At 49.9% G+C, this 17,051-nt stretch carries 13 protein-coding genes and 2 pseudogenes; 4 read left to right on the top strand and 11 right to left on the bottom strand.

What is annotated here, in order from left to right; genetic code table 11:
- Positions 1-60: 60 nt before the first annotated feature.
- Positions 61-753, top strand: a complete 693-nt coding sequence (locus ACWA5Z_RS03205) for an ATP-dependent Clp protease proteolytic subunit (RefSeq protein WP_431053886.1) — start codon at positions 61-63, stop codon at positions 751-753.
- 251 nt (positions 754-1,004) lie between these two features.
- Here ACWA5Z_RS03205 and ACWA5Z_RS03210 read toward each other — a convergent pair whose 3' ends face one another.
- On the bottom strand, positions 1,005-2,138 hold the full coding sequence (locus ACWA5Z_RS03210) for a glycerate kinase (protein WP_431053887.1): 1,134 nt from the start codon (positions 2,136-2,138) through the stop codon (positions 1,005-1,007).
- A 31-nt stretch (positions 2,139-2,169) separates the two neighbouring features.
- Positions 2,170-2,982, bottom strand: a complete 813-nt coding sequence (gene yidA / locus ACWA5Z_RS03215; RefSeq protein WP_431053888.1) for a sugar-phosphatase — start codon at positions 2,980-2,982, stop codon at positions 2,170-2,172.
- A gap of 180 nt (positions 2,983-3,162) precedes the next feature.
- Here yidA and ACWA5Z_RS03220 point away from each other — a divergent pair, with 180 nt between their 5' ends.
- Entirely contained in the window at positions 3,163-5,130 is a 1,968-nt protein-coding gene (locus ACWA5Z_RS03220) for a bifunctional 2',3'-cyclic-nucleotide 2'-phosphodiesterase/3'-nucleotidase (RefSeq protein WP_431053889.1), read from the top strand.
- Between the two features lie 54 nt (positions 5,131-5,184).
- Here ACWA5Z_RS03220 and ACWA5Z_RS03225 read toward each other — a convergent pair whose 3' ends face one another.
- The 9 genes and pseudogenes from ACWA5Z_RS03225 to proC form a co-directional block, all read right to left on the bottom strand.
- Positions 5,185-5,691, bottom strand: coding sequence for a GNAT family N-acetyltransferase (locus tag ACWA5Z_RS03225; RefSeq protein WP_431053890.1), 507 nt, complete (start codon positions 5,689-5,691; stop codon positions 5,185-5,187).
- A 12-nt stretch (positions 5,692-5,703) separates the two neighbouring features.
- Positions 5,704-6,447 (bottom strand): annotated as a pseudogene (locus ACWA5Z_RS03230) (ATP-binding protein); the annotation flags it as partial.
- Positions 6,448-6,477: 30 nt separating this feature from the next.
- Positions 6,478-7,804 (bottom strand): annotated as a pseudogene (locus ACWA5Z_RS03235) (IS3 family transposase).
- Between the two features lie 63 nt (positions 7,805-7,867).
- Complete coding sequence (locus ACWA5Z_RS03240; RefSeq protein WP_431053891.1) at positions 7,868-9,124, bottom strand: chloride channel protein; 1,257 nt, start codon at positions 9,122-9,124, stop codon at positions 7,868-7,870.
- A gap of 16 nt (positions 9,125-9,140) precedes the next feature.
- A complete protein-coding gene (locus tag ACWA5Z_RS03245) occupies positions 9,141-9,815 on the bottom strand; it encodes a DNA-3-methyladenine glycosylase I (RefSeq protein ID WP_431053892.1) in 675 nt (224 codons plus the stop codon).
- Complete coding sequence (locus ACWA5Z_RS03250) at positions 9,812-10,576, bottom strand: DeoR/GlpR family transcriptional regulator (RefSeq protein WP_431053893.1); 765 nt, start codon at positions 10,574-10,576, stop codon at positions 9,812-9,814. Before ACWA5Z_RS03250 ends, ACWA5Z_RS03245 begins: the two co-directional genes overlap by 4 nt.
- Positions 10,577-10,719: 143 nt before the next feature.
- Entirely contained in the window at positions 10,720-13,293 is a 2,574-nt protein-coding gene (gene clpB / locus ACWA5Z_RS03255) for an ATP-dependent chaperone ClpB (RefSeq protein WP_431053894.1), read from the bottom strand.
- 129 nt (positions 13,294-13,422) lie between these two features.
- Complete coding sequence (locus tag ACWA5Z_RS03260) at positions 13,423-14,598, bottom strand: 3-phenylpropionate MFS transporter (protein WP_431053895.1); 1,176 nt, start codon at positions 14,596-14,598, stop codon at positions 13,423-13,425.
- Positions 14,598-15,413, bottom strand: coding sequence for a pyrroline-5-carboxylate reductase (proC, locus tag ACWA5Z_RS03265; protein ID WP_431053896.1), 816 nt, complete (start codon positions 15,411-15,413; stop codon positions 14,598-14,600). Before proC ends, ACWA5Z_RS03260 begins: the two co-directional genes overlap by 1 nt.
- Positions 15,414-15,477: 64 nt before the next feature.
- On the opposite strand from proC, the gene rdgC reads away from it, so the two are divergent.
- Entirely contained in the window at positions 15,478-16,398 is a 921-nt protein-coding gene (gene rdgC / locus ACWA5Z_RS03270; protein WP_431053897.1) for a recombination-associated protein RdgC, read from the top strand.
- Positions 16,399-16,714: 316 nt separating this feature from the next.
- Complete coding sequence (locus tag ACWA5Z_RS03275) at positions 16,715-16,945, top strand: hypothetical protein (RefSeq protein ID WP_431053898.1); 231 nt, start codon at positions 16,715-16,717, stop codon at positions 16,943-16,945.
- Positions 16,946-17,051 lie beyond the last annotated feature (106 nt).

Raw genomic sequence — 17,051 nt, forward strand, 5'->3', positions numbered from 1 at the left:
TTATTTTTTGCCGCTTATTCGATAATAAGCGGCATTTTAATTTTCTACAGCGAGATCACCATGAAAATCCTAAAAAACAAAACCGCACTTACCACCTTTGCCCTGTTAAGCGGCTGCCTGAGCTTCTCTTTTGCCGCCCATGCCGAACTGAAAAAAATTCCGCAGGATTATGTCGAGAATAACCGCGCCGAAAGCGCAAAGATTTTCTATACCGCCCCGGTCGAGCCGAATTTAGTTTCCGACTTAGTCTATGCGCTTGACGACATTAATATTCATTATCCGCAGTTGAAAAAAATCTATCTGTATCTCAACAGTGACGGCGGCGATATGGACAGCGGGCAGATTGCCCACTGGGCGGTGAAAAGTTCGAAAATTCCGGTGACTACGGTCAATTTATCCATGGTCGGTTCTTCGGCAACCATTATTTTCTGCGGTGCGGAAGAACGGTTATCACTGCCGGGCGGCAAATTTTTACTGCACGCCTCCAGCTTAACCGGCTCGGAAGGGCTGCTGCGCCCGGATGATATTGATAATCTGAAAAAAGAATCGCAGATGTATAATCAAGTGTTTTTTGATACCTACAAACAATGCACCCATTATAGCGATCAGGAGATCAGCCGCTTCTTGCACAGCGAAGGCACGCGCTTGCTGCTCACCGCCGATGAAGTGAAGGATAAAAAGCTGATCAGCGGCATGGCGCAAAAAATCGAACAAACCCCGATCAGCTATCATATTATGCAAGACGGCGAATAGTGCATTCCCTGTCGCTTAAACCGCACTTTGCCTGAAAAATACGGTCATCCACGCAGATCCTCCCTTCTCCCCCCTTGTGGGAGAAGGGCAGGTTTTAGCTTCGTTCAGAAGCTAAAATCAGGATGAGGGGTGATAAATGTTTTTGTGGGAATTTCACCCTCATCCGCCCTTACGGACACCTTCTCCCATTAAGGGAGAGGGAAGCTAGTAACCCAATTCTTAATAACTATCGACAACAAATAGTGGAACGATCAACGGGTCATTTGATAAATGCGCGCAATATTCTGTGCGGTTGAAATCAGATTTTTGCGTCCATTGGCTAAGGTTTCTTCTAGCGAACCCAATTGGGTGATAATCGGGAATACTGCGTCAATACCGTGGGCGTACACCGCTTCATAATCATCACGCAGGCAGCCGGAAATCGCAATCACCGCCTTGTTAAACCGCTTCGCCGTTTTGGCAACGCCAATCGGCGTTTTACCATGTACGGTTTGCCCGTCGATCCGCCCTTCGCCGGTGATCACCAAATCCGCATCTTGCAATTGCTGCGCCAAATTCACCGCTTCCACCACAATCTGCACGCCCGGGCGCAACGTCACGTTCGGCAGCAACAATAAACCGCCGCCCATGCCGCCCGCCGCGCCGGCGCCGGCAACCTCGCTGATTTGCAAGCCCAACTGCCGTTTGGCAATCGCGGCAAAATGCGCCAACGCCCGATCTAACTGTAACACCATCGCCGGAGTAGCGCCTTTTTGCGGTCCGAAGGTCGCCGAAGCGCCGTGTTGTCCGCACAGCGGATTATCCACATCGCACGCCACTTCGATTTCCACCCGTTGTAAACGCGGATCAAGCCGATCCAATGTAATCGCTGCGATTTGCGCTAATTTTTCACCGCCAAAGCCAAGTGGTTGCTGTTGTTGGTCGCGAAAATCCACGCCTAATGCCTGTAGCATACCGACACCGCCGTCATTGGTGGCACTGCCGCCGATACCTAAAATGATTTTTTCAACCCCGTGATCAAGTGCGGCTTTAATCAGCTCGCCGGTGCCGTAACTGGTGGTCAGCAACGGATTGCGCTGTGCCGGCGGCACCAAATGCAAGCCGGACGCCGCCGCCATTTCGATAATCGCGGTTTTACCGTCGCCGGATAAGCCGAAGAAAGCGGTGGTTTTCTCGCCCAACGGTGCGGTCACCGCCACCTCCAGCAAGCGTCCGCCGGTCGCATCGACTAACGACTGCACCGTGCCTTCGCCGCCGTCTGCCATCGGCACTTTGATATATTCGGCTTGCGGAAAAATTTTCTTAAACCCGCTTTCAATGGCTTCCGCCACTTCAAGTGCGGTCAAACTCTCTTTAAACGAATCGGGGGCAATGACAATTTTCATGATTTATCCTTCATTAAGTTTCATTCCGCACTTAGGCTAAAATAAATTTCTCGATCACCTCGGCAACGCCGGATTCGTTATGATCGGCGGTGATATAGTCGGCAATCGCTTTCAGCTCGTCGGTGGCATTGCCCATCGCCACACCGAGCCCGGCGTATTGCAGCATATGCAGATCATTGCCGGCATCGCCGCAGCAGATAATTTCTTCGGGCTGAATCTGCAAGTGTTGCGCCAACGCGGCTACCCCCGCGCCTTTATTCACTTCAGGGTGGATAAACTCCAAGAAAAACGGCGCACTGCGTACAATGGTGTAACGTGCGCGGAGTTCACTCGGCATATCATCAATAATGGTTTGTAACAACTGCGGCGGATCGATCATCATGCTTTTGATAATCGGCTCGTCATCGTCCAGTTCGGCAAAATCGAGCAGGGTAAAATCTATCCCGTTGGAATCGGCTTCATGTTGAGTGTAATGGCTGGCTTGCGGCGTGATTAAACCGCGCGTCGGCGAAAAGGCATGGGTGTTTAACCCGAATTGCCTGGCGTAAGCGGCAACCAACTTGGCGTCTTTGCCGCGCAACATTTTACTGTTGATCACCCGCCCGTCGCTCACCCGCTCAACTCGCGCGCCGTTAAAGCACAGCACATAATCGTTGTCGCCGGTCATACCCAGTTGTTTTAGGTATTTTTGCATACCGATATGAGGCCGTCCCGAAGCTAAAATTACCTGCGCCCCTTGCTCCCGCGCCGCCGAAATCGCCGCTTGATTCCGCGGGCTGATTTCTTTTTGTGTATTCAATAAGGTGCCGTCTAAATCCAAGGCGATCAGTTTATACTTTGCCATATCATCTCCTTTTGCTTAGCGTAAGCATAACATTACCGTCGCGAACACAGAAAGAAAATTGCGTGAACTGGCGCACAAATCCGGACTGCCGCTGTCATCATGGCCAATAATGCTTTTGCAATTCCAATTGAATCGCATAGAATACCTTTCTTACTGATTGCAATGATATTTGGAGCACTTATGTCTGTTAAAATGAAGCCTTTACTACTCAGTAGTTTAATCGCAACCGCACTTTCGTCTTCAATCGGTGCATACGCCGCCGATTTGGATCTGCGCATTATCGAAACCACCGACCTACACGCCAATATGATGGATTTTGATTATTACAAAAACGCACCGTCCGAAAAATTAGGTTTGGCCCGTGCCGCTGATTTAATCCAAACCGCACGCCAACAAGTCAAAAACAGTGTGTTGGTGGATAACGGCGATGTGATCCAAGGCAGCCCGATGGGGGACTACGCTGCTGCCAAAGGCTTAAATAAAGGTGAAACCCACCCGGTTTTTAAGGCGATGAATTTACTGAAGTATGATGTCGGAACGGTCGGCAACCACGAATTTAACTACGGTTTGGACTTTATGCAAACCGCACTTGCCAGCGCGAATTTTCCGTATATCAGCTCGAATGTGATCGATGTCAGCACCGGCAAGCCGTATTTCGAGCCGTATCTGCTTAAAGACTATCAATTTATCGACGAGGACGGTCAGCCACAAAATTTAAAAATCGCCTATATCGGCTTCGTACCGCCGCAAATTTTGACTTGGGATAAAAAGCACCTTGAAGGCAAACTGGCGGTGAAGGATATCACTGAAAGCGCACGCGAAATCGTATCACAGGTGAAAGCACAGGGCGCAGATTTAGTCATTGCCTTGGCGCACAGCGGTTTATCGGCTGCAGCGGAAGATAAAGAAAACGGTGCAGAAAATGTAGTGGCAATGTTAGCGCAAATCGAGGGCATTGACGCGATTGCGTTCGGACACGCGCACGGCGTCTTCCCGGGCAAATCGTTCAGCGGTTTTGAAAATGTCGATTTAGACAAAGGCACGATAAACGGCGTAGCGGCGGTAATGCCCGGCTCATGGGGCAGCCACGTCGGCGTGATCGATTTAAAACTGAACAACGACAGCGGCAAATGGCTGGTCACCCAAGCCACCGCCGCAGCCCGCCCGATTTACGATAACGAAAGCAAAAGTGCGGTCGCCAACAGCTATCAACCGATTATCGAGGCATTAGCCGACGATCACCAAAATACCTTGAATTACGTCAATCAGCCGATCGGAAAAGCCAGTGACAAAATGTACAGTTTCTTGGCATTGGTGCAAGATGATCCGACCATTCAAATCGTCAATCAAGCACAACAAGATTATGTACAACGCTTTGTGCAAGGCAATCCTGATTTGGAAAAGCTACCGGTCATTTCCGCTGCCGCCCCGTTTAAAGCCGGCGGACGCAAAAATGATCCGAACGGTTATACCGAAGTGGAGACCGGCGAGCTGACCTTCCGCAATGCGGCGGATCTATACCTCTATCCGAACACCTTAGTGGCGTTGAAAATCAACGGCGCGCAAGTGAAAGAGTGGTTGGAATGCTCCGCCGGACAGTTTAATCAAATTGACCCAAACAAAGCCACGACGCAGGGTTTGATCAACTGGGACGATTTCCGCAGCTATAATTTTGACGTGATCGACGGCGTAAATTACCAAGTGGATTTAACCCAAGCGGCGCGTTACGACGGCGATTGCAAGTTAATTAACCCAGAAGCCCACCGTATCAGCGAACTGACCTTTAACGGCAAAGCGGTTGATCCCACGCAGGAATTTTTAATCGCCACCAATAACTACCGCGCTTTCGGCAATAAATTCCCCGGCACCGACGGCAGTCAACTCGCCTTCGCCGCACCGGACGAAAACCGCACGATTTTAGCCGACTACATCCGCCGCGTCAGTCAAGAACAGGGCGAAGTCAAACCGCAAGCGGATAAAAACTGGCGTTTCAAAGCGATTCCGAACAACAAGGCAACCATCGTATTCGAGACCTCGCCATCGGATAAAGCCGCCGAATTTATCCGACAAAACGCCCAATACCCAATGCAAAAAGTCGGACAAGATGAAGTCGGTTTTGCGTTGTATCAGTTAGATTTGAGTAAGTAATACCCTCTACTGATAAAATATCGACTAGGGCGCATTTAATGCGCCCTGATTTTTTCATTCCGTTTGGTAACCCAACAACAGCAACGTTTCTTTATGCTGCTGCATATCGGCGATATTCGGCAGTTCGCCCCATTGCTGAAAACCGCATTTTTGCAGCACGCCGACGCTGGCGGGGTTGCCTTTGAACACAAAGGCGAGCAGAGTGGAATAATGCAGCGGTTGCATTTGCTGTTGTAAAAAACGTACCACTTGCGTGCCAATTCCTTTGCCTTTGGCTTGGTTATCCAGATAAAAACTGGCTTCGGCGGTGATATCGTATGCCGGTCGCCCGTAAAACGGCGACAAGCTTGCCCAACCGATCAGCTGATCTGGCGTATTTCGCACCGCCCAAATCGGGTGGCGCGCGCTATTGCGGTGAAAGTCAAACCAAGCTTGTCGGTCGGCAACCGATATCGGGGCTAAATCGGAGGTGATATGGCGGCTGGCGATAGTTTGGTTATAAATCGCCACAATTTGCGCCAAATCTTGCGCTTGGGCTTTTTCAATCCGAATGGTTGTCATGTGTAATCCTTGTTATTCCACGTCGTCCGCCAACAATAAACTGACTTCGGTGCCGCCGCTGGCACGACGCGCAATGGTCAAATGCGCATTCAACTCTTGCGCTCGCTCCTGCATGATATTCAAGCCGTAGTGCCCACTTGGTTCCGCCAGCGATGGAATGCCGACACCGTTATCGCGAATAATCACGGTGTTTTCGCCGTTGTCGTTACTGCGCGCAATCACTTCAATCAACGTGGCGTGGGCGTGTTTAATGCTGTTCAGCACCGCCTCACGCACAATTTGCAGTAAATGAATCTGTTGTTGCGCGTTTAGCAATTGCGACGGTAACGCACAATCCAGCGTGATTTGCGCTTCGGAACGAGATTGTAACGAATTGATCACCTCCTGCAAGGCAAGTTTCAAGTTCGATTCGCTGACGGTCAAACGGAAAGTCGCCAACAGCTCGCGCAGTTGGGTATAACCGTCGGCAAGTGCGGTTTCAAATTGGTGCAGAATATTCAAACTTTTCGCCGCCCGCTCCTCGCTCAGTTCTTGCAAAATACTGCGGCGTATCAACGTCAACCGGATTTGCAGATATGCCAACACTTGTGCCAAGGAATCATGCAATTCACGCGCAATAATCGAGCGTTCCTGCATTAAAATTAAGTGTTGTCGCTGGCGCAACAGCTGATAGGAATGCAATGCCCGCCCCAACATCTGCGCAATATTTTCAATCGTACGCAGGTCAGGATAGGCTGTGCTGCGCTGCCAATTCAGGTTTGATCTGACCCTAAAAAGTTGGACTGCTTAATGAACGGATTGAGTTCGATATTGTATCGGGCTTAATCCTTTTAATCTTACTTGAATTCGTTCAGTATTGTAATACTCAATATATTGATGAACCGCCTGCTCAATGTCATCTGCCGTATCAAATTGCTGAACATAAAAACATTCTGTCTTCAGCCTGCCGAAAAACTTTCCATTGTGCCATTATCTAAGCAGTTTCCCTTTCTTGACATACTGATTTGAATTTGATTATCTGCCAATATCTTGCGATAAGACGGCATTTGATACTGCCGGCCTTGGTCTGAATGTAATATCGGCGTTGCCTCCTTCGGGAGCTTATTCACGGCTTGTCGCAACATCTGCTCAACCAGTGCCCGGTTTGGACGACGACCAAGTTGATAGGCAATCACTTCATTATTAGATAAGTCTAAAATCGGCGATAAATACACTTTATTGCCGTCTTTCGCTTTGAATTCAGTGACATCGGTCACTAATTTCTCGTAGGCATTTTCCGCCGTAAAATGACGTACTAACAGATTATCAGCAATTCGACCCACTTCACCTCTGTAAGAACAATATTTCCGTTTTTTCCTCCCTTTCACCTGTAAGCCCATCATCTGAATCAAACGTTGCACCTTTTTGTGATTGACCGTACCGAGTGCCAATGTCACTCGGCGATAGCCATACTGCGGATTCTCTCGTTTAATTTGACGGATTTCCGCTTTTAAATCGGCCTCTTTATCTGTCTTCGGTTGTTGATGGTAAAAGTAAGTGCTTCGAGCTAACTTAATGATATCTAATAATAAATTAAGCGGAAAATCACCGTTTAAGGCTTTAACAATTTCTGCCTTTCGGCTTCGTCTTTCAGGGATAATTCCATCGACTTTTTTAAGATGGCATTCTCCGCACGCAAACGTAAATTCTCTTGTTCTAATTGTTTTAACGGCGTTAATGGCTTAACGTGTTTTTTCGATTTATTCGGTTTATTCACGGCTGGTCGTCCTTTGGGCTTATCAATCAGTCCATTTATGCCAAATTGTTTGAATCGTTGCAACCATTTAGAAATAACAGTGCCTCCTGAGATACCCAAGGTTAAGGCGATGTGTTCAAGGGAGAACAGCCCTTGTCGGGCTAATTTGACGGCTTGAAGCTTTTCTTCGACGGTAAATTTTCGGGCAGTATGTTTGACTCGCAAGCCATCTGAGCCCGCATGTTGATATTGTGCAACCCAGTGACGAATACAGCGTAGTGGAACTTGAACGTGTTTTGATGTTTGACGAAGGGATTGAGCATGTTGAAAGTAATATTCAACTGTGTGTTGTTTAAATGCTTGGGTATATTTAGTCATAAAAATCTGCACCTTAGTCAGTTGGTTTTGCAGTCCAACTTTTGGGGGCAGATTACTTTTCACTCAAAGTGCGGTTTTTGCTTTGTTTGTTTTGCTACTGTCAAACCACCACTTTTCAACCGCCCAAGCACTGCATACCGCCAATGCCAACGGCAGCAACATTGCGGCGGAAGTGCGGCTCAATTCCAAGGCGAACACTATCGCGGTCAGTGGCATTTTGAGAGAAATCGCGAGAAAAGCGGTGGCGCCGATCAGGGCGGCACTTTCGAGCGAAATCGGTGGTAAAAATTGGTTCCAGCCCAACGCCAACGAAAATGCCAAGATACTGCCGAGCATCATCGACGGCGTAATCAAGCCGCCATACGCGCCCGCTGCCAAGGCGAGCAACACCACCAGCCATTTCATCGCGAATAATGCCAAACCGTCATGCCAATTCAGCAACCCGGCAAATGCCAACTGGTTGCCCGCTTTGCCGTTGCCCAGCACATCGGGAAATGCTATCGCCACCACGCCGATTAAACTGAACAACAAAATTGCCAAGGGAATAATCCGTTTATCCGTGCGTGGTAAAAACGGCACAAGTGCGGTGGTATAACGGAACAGTTTGACCACCGGCGTGATCAACAAACCGAGCGACAGCGCGAACCACAGCAGGGCATGATTAACTTCGCTGTCGCTTAAATGATATTGCACCAAATCACCCAAGGTGTAACGCACCACCATGGTGGCGGTGAGCGAGGTCAGCAAGGCGGCGAAGATAACCCTTCTGTTGATTGCCACCACCAAGGTTTCCAGAATAAAAACCGTTGCCGCCAACGGCACATTATACACCGCCGCCAACCCGGCACCGGCGGCGCAGGCAATCAACAGCGCAGCATCGTCATCGCTTAATTTTGCCCGTTTAATCCACACCGAGGCAAATGCCGCGCTCATTTCGCGCGGCGCGCTTTCACGCCCTAATGGCGAGCCCAAGCCGACGGTGATAATTTGCAGCAGGGCGTGGCAAACGGTGGTAAAAAACGGCATACCTTGTTGCGGCGCCGCCATTGCCGCTTTAAAACCGACTAATTTAGCCCCCCAACGTTGAATGGCATACCAACCGAAACCGACCAACAACCCGCATAGCGTCAACACTAACCAACGGCGGTTCGGTTCGGCTTGCTCAACGCCGACGCGAAACGGCAAATTTTCACCATTTAAGGCATAAGCAAAGGCATGATGTTGCACAAAATGCATTAATTCGGTTAGTGCGAAGCCGACTAAGCCGGCAATAATGCCAATTACCAACAATGAAACAAATAAACGCAAACCAATCGACATGTTAGCCACCTATGTTTTAATCACCCATACTGAACGCCACAATCTGGCTGATATGTGCCAGCGGACGCCCGCTTTGTTGTTGCCATTCGGCGAAAACCTGTTGCGCAATCGCAAAATTGCGTTGGGTTTGAATGCCGCCGTCAATCAGTTTATGCGTGCGCAGGTAGGCTTCGACATCGTGGGTGAGTAAAAAAGTGTCTTTGCCGAGCGCCCGTAGACTGTAAGCGCCTGTGTTGCCGCCCAAACGCTTGCCGTGTTTTTTCAAATACTGCCAAAGTGCGGTGATGTTATTGCTGTCCCACTCGGCAATCAGCTTGGAAAAGCCGCCGTTCAGATTGGCTTCGTGAATCATCTGCGCATTGTATTTAATCGTTTCCACTTTCGGCCAATAACGGATAATACCCGGATCCTGCGCTTTCTTTTCCCACAATTCATCGGGCATCAGCAGCAGTTTTTCAATCTCAAAGCCCCAAAACACCTGCTCGAAGTTGTCCCATTTTTTGTTCACTACCTGCCAGACAATGCCGCATTGGAATACTTTGCGCGTCATTTCCGCCAGCCAGCGGTGATCGGGCACTTGCGCCAGTTCCTCGGCGGTTTTTATCTTGCACAAGCGCGCTTCCAGTTGCGCCGCACCGCCTTTGTGTGCGGCGGCACGCTGATAAATATCCTCGAATTTTTCTAAAATCATGCTGATTTGCAAATCTCCAGTTGCACATTGGCTTGTTGTAACAAGTCGCAAATTTTCTCACTCGGCTCACGGTCAGTCAGCACCACGTCCAGCTCTTGAATTGCCGCCAAACACACCGTGGCATGACGGTTAAATTTGGAATGGTCGATCGGCAGCAACACCTTGCGCGAGGCTTTCATCAGCGCACGTTTCACCTGCACTTCATGAAAATCGTAATCCAACAGCGTGCCGTCCTCATCAATTGCGCTAATGCCCAAAATGCCGTAATCCAAACGGAATTGGGAAATAAAATCCACCGTTGCCTCGCCGATCATACCGCCGTCTTCGCGTAAATTACCGCCGGCAATCGTAATATTAAAATCGGCTTTTTTCATCAAAATATACGCCGCATTCAGATTGTTGGTCACAATTTGCAGGTGTTGATGATCCAACAGCGCATGGGCGACCGCTTCCGGGGTCGAGCCGATGTCGATAAACAGGGATGAACCGTTCGGAATCAGGCTTGCCACCCGCTTGGCAATCGCCTCTTTTTCTTTGGAAAAGAAATGCTTACGCTCTTGATAATCACTGTTTTCAATACTGGAAGGAGAGGCTGCGCCGCCATGATGACGGCGAATCAAATTTTGCTCTGCCAACTCATTCAGATCACGCCGAATGGTTTGCGAGGTCACCTTAAACACCGCCACCAAATCCTCGGTGCTGATATAACCTTGTTGCAGCACCAATTCGACAATTTGCTTATGGCGTAGCGACTGTTTCATAATTTCTCCTTTTTATGTTCATTTTTTATATGATTTTACCTCAAACGAAATAAAATTAGGGCGCTTGGATAAAAAATTAAACAAAAAAACCGCACTTTGCTGGTTTTAGATACAAAGTGCGGTCAAGATTATGCGCCTCAGTCTTATTGGCTTGCAATCACCCGGTTATCCACCACATCGACGGTCACCGGTTTGCCCGGTAGTAATTTGCCGGACAAAATTTGCTGCGCCAACGGATTTTCAATTTCCTGTTGGATTGCGCGTTTCAGCGGACGTGCGCCGTAAATCGGGTCGTAGCCGACGTTGCCGATAAAATCCAACGCTGCCGGGCTGAACCCAATTTGGTAACCGTGCGCCTGCATACGCTTGCTCAGGCGTTGCAACTGAATCGAAGCAATCGCTTGAATATTGGCTTTATCCAACGGGTGGAACACCACGGTTTCATCAATCCGGTTGATAAATTCCGGACGGAAATGGCGGCTGACCACCGACATCACCAGCTCTTTCACCGAGCCGTAATCCAAGTCGTTCACGTTTTCCTGAATCAGATCCGAACCCAAGTTGGAGGTCATAATCACCACCGTATTGCGGAAATCGACGGTGCGTCCTTGTCCGTCGGTCAAACGTCCGTCGTCCAACACTTGCAACAGAATGTTGAACACATCGTGGTGCGCTTTTTCCACTTCGTCGAGCAAAATCACCGAATACGGGCGGCGGCGTACGGCTTCGGTCAGATAACCGCCCTCTTCGTAGCCGACATAGCCCGGAGGCGCGCCGACCAAGCGTGACACACTGTGTTTCTCCATAAATTCGGACATATCGATCCGAATCATCGCGTCGTCGCTGTCGAACATAAACTGCGCTAAGGTTTTGCACAGCTCGGTTTTACCCACCCCGGTCGGGCCTAAGAACAGGAACGAACCAATCGGACGGTTCGGATCCGCCAAACCGGCGCGGCTGCGGCGAATCGCATTGGCGACCGCTTCCACCGCTTCGCTTTGCCCGATCACCCGTTTGTGCAATTCGTCTTCCATGCGCAGCAGTTTCTCTTTTTCGCCTTCCATCATGCGGGCAACCGGAATGCCGGTCGCACGCGACAACACTTCGGCGATCTCCTCGTCGGTAACGCGATAACGCAACAAGGTCATCTCTTTGCCTTCCGACGCTTCCGCTTGCTGCAACTGTTTTTCCAGCTCCGGAATCAAGCCGTATTGCAACTCCGACATTTTGGCGAAATCGCTGGCGCGGCGCGCTTGTTCCATTTGGGTGCGAGCGTTATCCAGCTCGGCTTTAATGTGTTGCGTGCCGGACAGGGCGGCTTTTTCGCTTTTCCACACCTCTTCCAATTCGGAATACTCACGCTCTTTTTCGCTCAGTTCGGTTTCCAACATTTGCAAGCGTTTACGGCTGGCGTCATCATCTTCTTTTTGCAACGCCTGTTGTTCCAGTTTTAACTGGATAATCCGCCGCTCCAAGCGATCCAACGGTTGCGGTTTGGAATCGATTTCCATGCGGATACTCGATGCCGCCTCGTCGATCAAATCAATCGCTTTATCCGGCAATTGGCGGTCGGAAATATAACGGTGCGAAAGCGTCGCCGCCGCCACAATCGCCGGATCGGTGATCTGCACATGGTGGTGAATTTCATACCGCTCTTTCAAACCGCGCAAAATCGCAATTGTGTCTTCCACGCTCGGTTCGTCCACCAGCACTTTTTGGAAACGCCGCTCCAACGCCGCGTCTTTTTCGATATATTGGCGGTATTCATCAAGCGTAGTCGCGCCGACGCAGTGCAACTCGCCGCGCGCCAACGCCGGTTTCAGCATATTGCCGGCGTCCATTGCGCCGTCGGATTTGCCCGCGCCGACCATGGTGTGAATTTCGTCGATAAACAAAATCACCCGCCCTTCTTCTTTCGCCAGTTCGTTTAATACGCCTTTCAAACGCTCTTCAAACTCCCCGCGATATTTCGCACCGGCAATCAGTGCCCCCATATCCAGCGATAACACCCGTTTATTGCGCAGGCCTTCCGGCACTTCGCCGTTGACAATCCGCTGCGCCAAGCCTTCGACAATCGCGGTTTTACCCACGCCCGGCTCACCGATCAGCACCGGATTGTTTTTAGTGCGGCGTTGCAACACTTGAATCGCACGCCGGATTTCGTCATCACGCCCGATCACCGGATCGAGCTTGCCACTCTCGGCGCGCGCGGTCAGGTCAATGGTAAATTTGTCTAACGCTTGGCGTGATTCCTCCGCATTTTGATCGTTCACGCTTTCGCCGCCGCGCATTTTTTGAATTGCCGCTTCCACCGCTTCGGCTTTCAAGCCGCTTTGGCGCAACACGTTGCCAAGTGCGGTTTTGTCTTCCAATGCCGCCAACACAAACAGCTCGGACGAGATAAATTTATCTTGCCGTTTTTGTGCCAGCTGATCGCAACGATTGAGCAAGCGCACTAAGCTTTGCGACAATTGCACATCGCCGCTGTTGCCTTCCACTTTTGCCAGACGTGCAATCTCGGTGGTCAGTTGGCTTTTCAGTTGCGCCACATTCACGCCGCAACTGAGTAACAACGGCTGCACCGAACCGCCTTGTTGGTTGATTAATGCCGCCATCAAATGCAGCGGCTCGATATATTGTTGCTCATTGCCTAACGCCAGCGACTGCGCTTCGGCAAGCGCCTGTTGGAATTTGGTGGTAAATTTTTCGATATTCATAAAAAAATCCTCCTGAATAAATTTTGTTCACGAGGATTAAATGGGGATCTAAAACGAGACTTCAAGCAAAAGTCAAGAAAATATTTTTATCTTTTTGCCTAAAACTTCACCGGACAAGCCTCATCAAGGCTAAACGGATCGAATCCGTATCGGCTGTTCTTTCGGCAGTAGAAATAATGCCGGCACAACCAAGAGCGCCATCAGATAAAACGCCCATGCCGGATTGTGTTGATAGGCAAACCCGGCAAGCCACATAAACAGCGCCACACTGAGGCAACACGCCACGCCGGCATACAGCGCCTGCAACTTGGCAATATCGCCGCTCGGCTGGCCGGAGATAAAGCGCACCGTGGCGAAATGGCACAGAGCAAAGGTAATGCCGTGCAAGGCTTGAATCGGCAGCAGCAACGCAAAATCGGTAATCGCGCCGGTTAACAGCCAGCGCACAATCGACACCAGCGTGGTGAACAGCAACAATGAATGGAGCGAAATATTTTTAAACAGTTTTTCGGCAAAGAAAAACACCAACACTTCCGCCGCCACGCTCACGCCCCACAGCCAACCGGTCAGGCTGATGTCGATACCGTTTGCGGTCCAATACATCACGCTATAGGCATAATAACTGGCATGGGCGCCCTGAATCAGCGACAGGGCAATCACTAAAAACAGGATATGCCGTCGGCTTAATAAGGCTTGATAGCTGCCGCCGCGATTTGCCGCCACCGCACTTGCGCCGATCACCGCTTGCGGTTTTAAGCGCGCTTTGAATAAGGTCGAGCCTAAAAACAGACAAAGACAGATCGCCAGCCACCACATCATATTGCGGTCGCCCCATGCCTGCAAAATATAACCGCCGCTCAAACTCGCCGACATAAATGCCAACGAACCGCTTAATCGGGCGCGCCCGTAGTTGAAATTGACCTGCTGCTGCCAAGTGCTTGCCAACGAATCGGTGAGCGGAATACCTGAGCCGAAAATCGCATTCAACAGCAATAACAACGGCACCAACAACCCGATTTGATCGGGCTTTAACGCCAACATCACCACTAAGCCGATACTGCCCAGAGCCACCAGCCGTAGCAACAGAATCAGATTATCCGGCTTGCTCCACTGCGAAAACAGCACGGAACCCAAAAAGCGGGCGATATATGCCGCCGCCAATACGCTGCTGATCAGCTCGACCGAATAATTGTGTGCGCTTAACCACGCCGGTAAGTAGGGCACAAACACGCCGAAGCTAAAGAAATAGCCGACAAAGCCGCACACCAACCAGGCAAAAGGCGATAATCCCGTTTGTTTCGACATTAAAATAACCGCTCCATTTCCTGCGCCCGCGCCACCGCCGCTTGCATGGCTTGCGCCACCGTTTGCGCCAATTGCCGCTGTTCAAACACCGCGATCGCCGCCGCGGTGGTGCCGCCTTTGGACGTCACCTGCGCACGCAAAGTCGCAAGATCGGTCTGCGGATTTTCAATCACCATTTGCGCTGCGCCCAACATCGCCTGTTGAATCAATGCGCGTGCGGTTTGAGGGCTGAGCTGCATATTTACCAGTTCGCTCTGCATGGCTTCCAAAAACAGAAAAAAATACGCGGGGCTGCTGCCGGAGGCGGCGATCACGCTGTTAATATCGCTTTCGTTTTCCAGCCAACAAATGTTGCCGACCGCCTGCATTAATTCGGCGGCAAAAGTGCGGTCTGCCGCGCTACTGTGCGGATTGGCAAACAACCCTGTCATGCCTGCCGCCAACAACGACGGCGTGTTCGGCATGGCGCGAATCGCGGCGACCGCACTTGGCAATAATTCCGACAACCGTTGTAACGAAATGCCGGCGGCAATTGAAATCACCAGTTTTTGAGCAAAATCCACCCCGGCAAAATCCGCGCAAGCAGCTGCCATCAACTGTGGTTTCACCGCCAACACCACCACCTCTGCATTTTCTGCCGCCACACGGTTATCCTGCGTGGTTTGCACGCCCAATTCGGCAAGCGCCGCCAATTTCGCCGCACTCGGATTACTGGCGATAATCTTCGCCGCCGGATAACCGCTGTGCAACAAACCGGCGATAATCGCCCGAGTCATATTGCCCGCGCCGATAAAGGCAATTAATTTGTGCTGCATAGGCTTTTCCTTGTTACAATGTCCACCAATTTCGCCATTCTAACATAAGCAGGAAAACAGATTGATGTATTGGTTTAAAAATATCTTGGTCTATCGTCTCAGCAAAAAGCTGGACTGGAGCAGCCAAACCCTCGACAGCAGCTTGCCGAATCAGGCATTTTATCCGTGCGGCAGCCACGATCAGAGCAAATTCGGCTGGGCAAAACCGTTAAACGGCAGCGAGTTGCTGCATTTCAGCGTCAATGGGCAAACGCTGCTGGTTGCGCAAAAAGAGGAAAAAATCCTGCCGGCGCAGGTAGTGAAACAGGCGTTGGACGAGCGGATCGAAACCTTGGAAGAAAAAGAGCAGCGCAAGCTGACGAAAATGGAAAAACAAACCTTAAAAGACGATGTGATTAACGAATTGTTGCCGCGCGCCTTTAGCAAAAAACAACAGACCGCACTTTGGATCGATTCGGTCAATGACCTGATTTACCTCAATGCCGCCTCGGCAAAACGGGCGGAAGACACGCTGGCGTTACTGCGTAAATCGCTTGGTTCACTGCCGGTGATCCCATTGGCGTTTGCCAACGAGCCAAGTGCGGTGATGACCGACTGGATCGCCAATGACAATCTGCCGGGCTGGCTGACCGCACTTGATGAAGCGGAATTGACGTCAACCACCGATGAAGCGGTGATCCGTTGCAAACAACAAGCGTTAGACAGCGACGAAATGCAAAACCACTTTGCCGCCGGTAAGCAAATCACCAAACTTGCCTTGGAATGGGAGCAACACCTCAGTTTTGTGTTGCAACAAGATTGCAGCCTGAAGCGATTGAAATTTGCCGATAATGTGCGCGATAAAAACGATGACATTTTGAAAGAGGATTACGCCCAGCGTTTTGACGCGGATTTTATTCTGATGACCGGCATTTTGGCGCAACTGAGCGAACGCCTGTCGGACGCATTCGGCGGCGAAAAGTCAACCTTGGCGGAAAAAATGTAACGTGGGCAAAAAAAGCAAATGCTGTAAAAAATATAAGAAAAAGGGCAAATATTGTAAAGATTGCCCTTTGCGCTGAGTTTAACCGCACTTATTGCAGATAATCATTTTAAGGCAAGCAAACGGGCACAGATAGTGCAAGTAGTACGGCAAGCGAGTTTGACCAAGTATTAAATCGAATTTAAAACACGGTTCGGCGCAAAAATCAATCTGTTAGCTATTTTATTAAAAAATAATGACACACATCACATTTATTTCCAATACTTTTGCGTTATACTCAATAATCTTTTGTTATTTGTAAACTATTTTGAGGTTAGTTGTGGCATATTGGCAATTAGTCAATTTTATTCGCGGGTTATCAATCCTGCTTTCGTTACTGTTGGGCTTACACGCCAGCCCGTTTTTTATTAGTTCATTTTGGCTGCTGCTCAGCTTAATCACCGCATTAAATATGCTGACCAGCGGCTTGACCGGTTTTTGCACCTGTACTTATCTTGCCGGCAAAATCGGTATGAAACTGCCGAAGTTATCCAGAGATTACTCCAAATAACATAAGGGGAGATTTCCTCTTAGTTCCATTAAAAAAGATGACTGATTCGGTAGCGTAGGGGCGGATTATATATCCGCTCGTTCGAAGTGCGGTATCCATATAATTA

This window comes from Testudinibacter sp. P80/BLE/0925 (assembly GCF_053570785.1).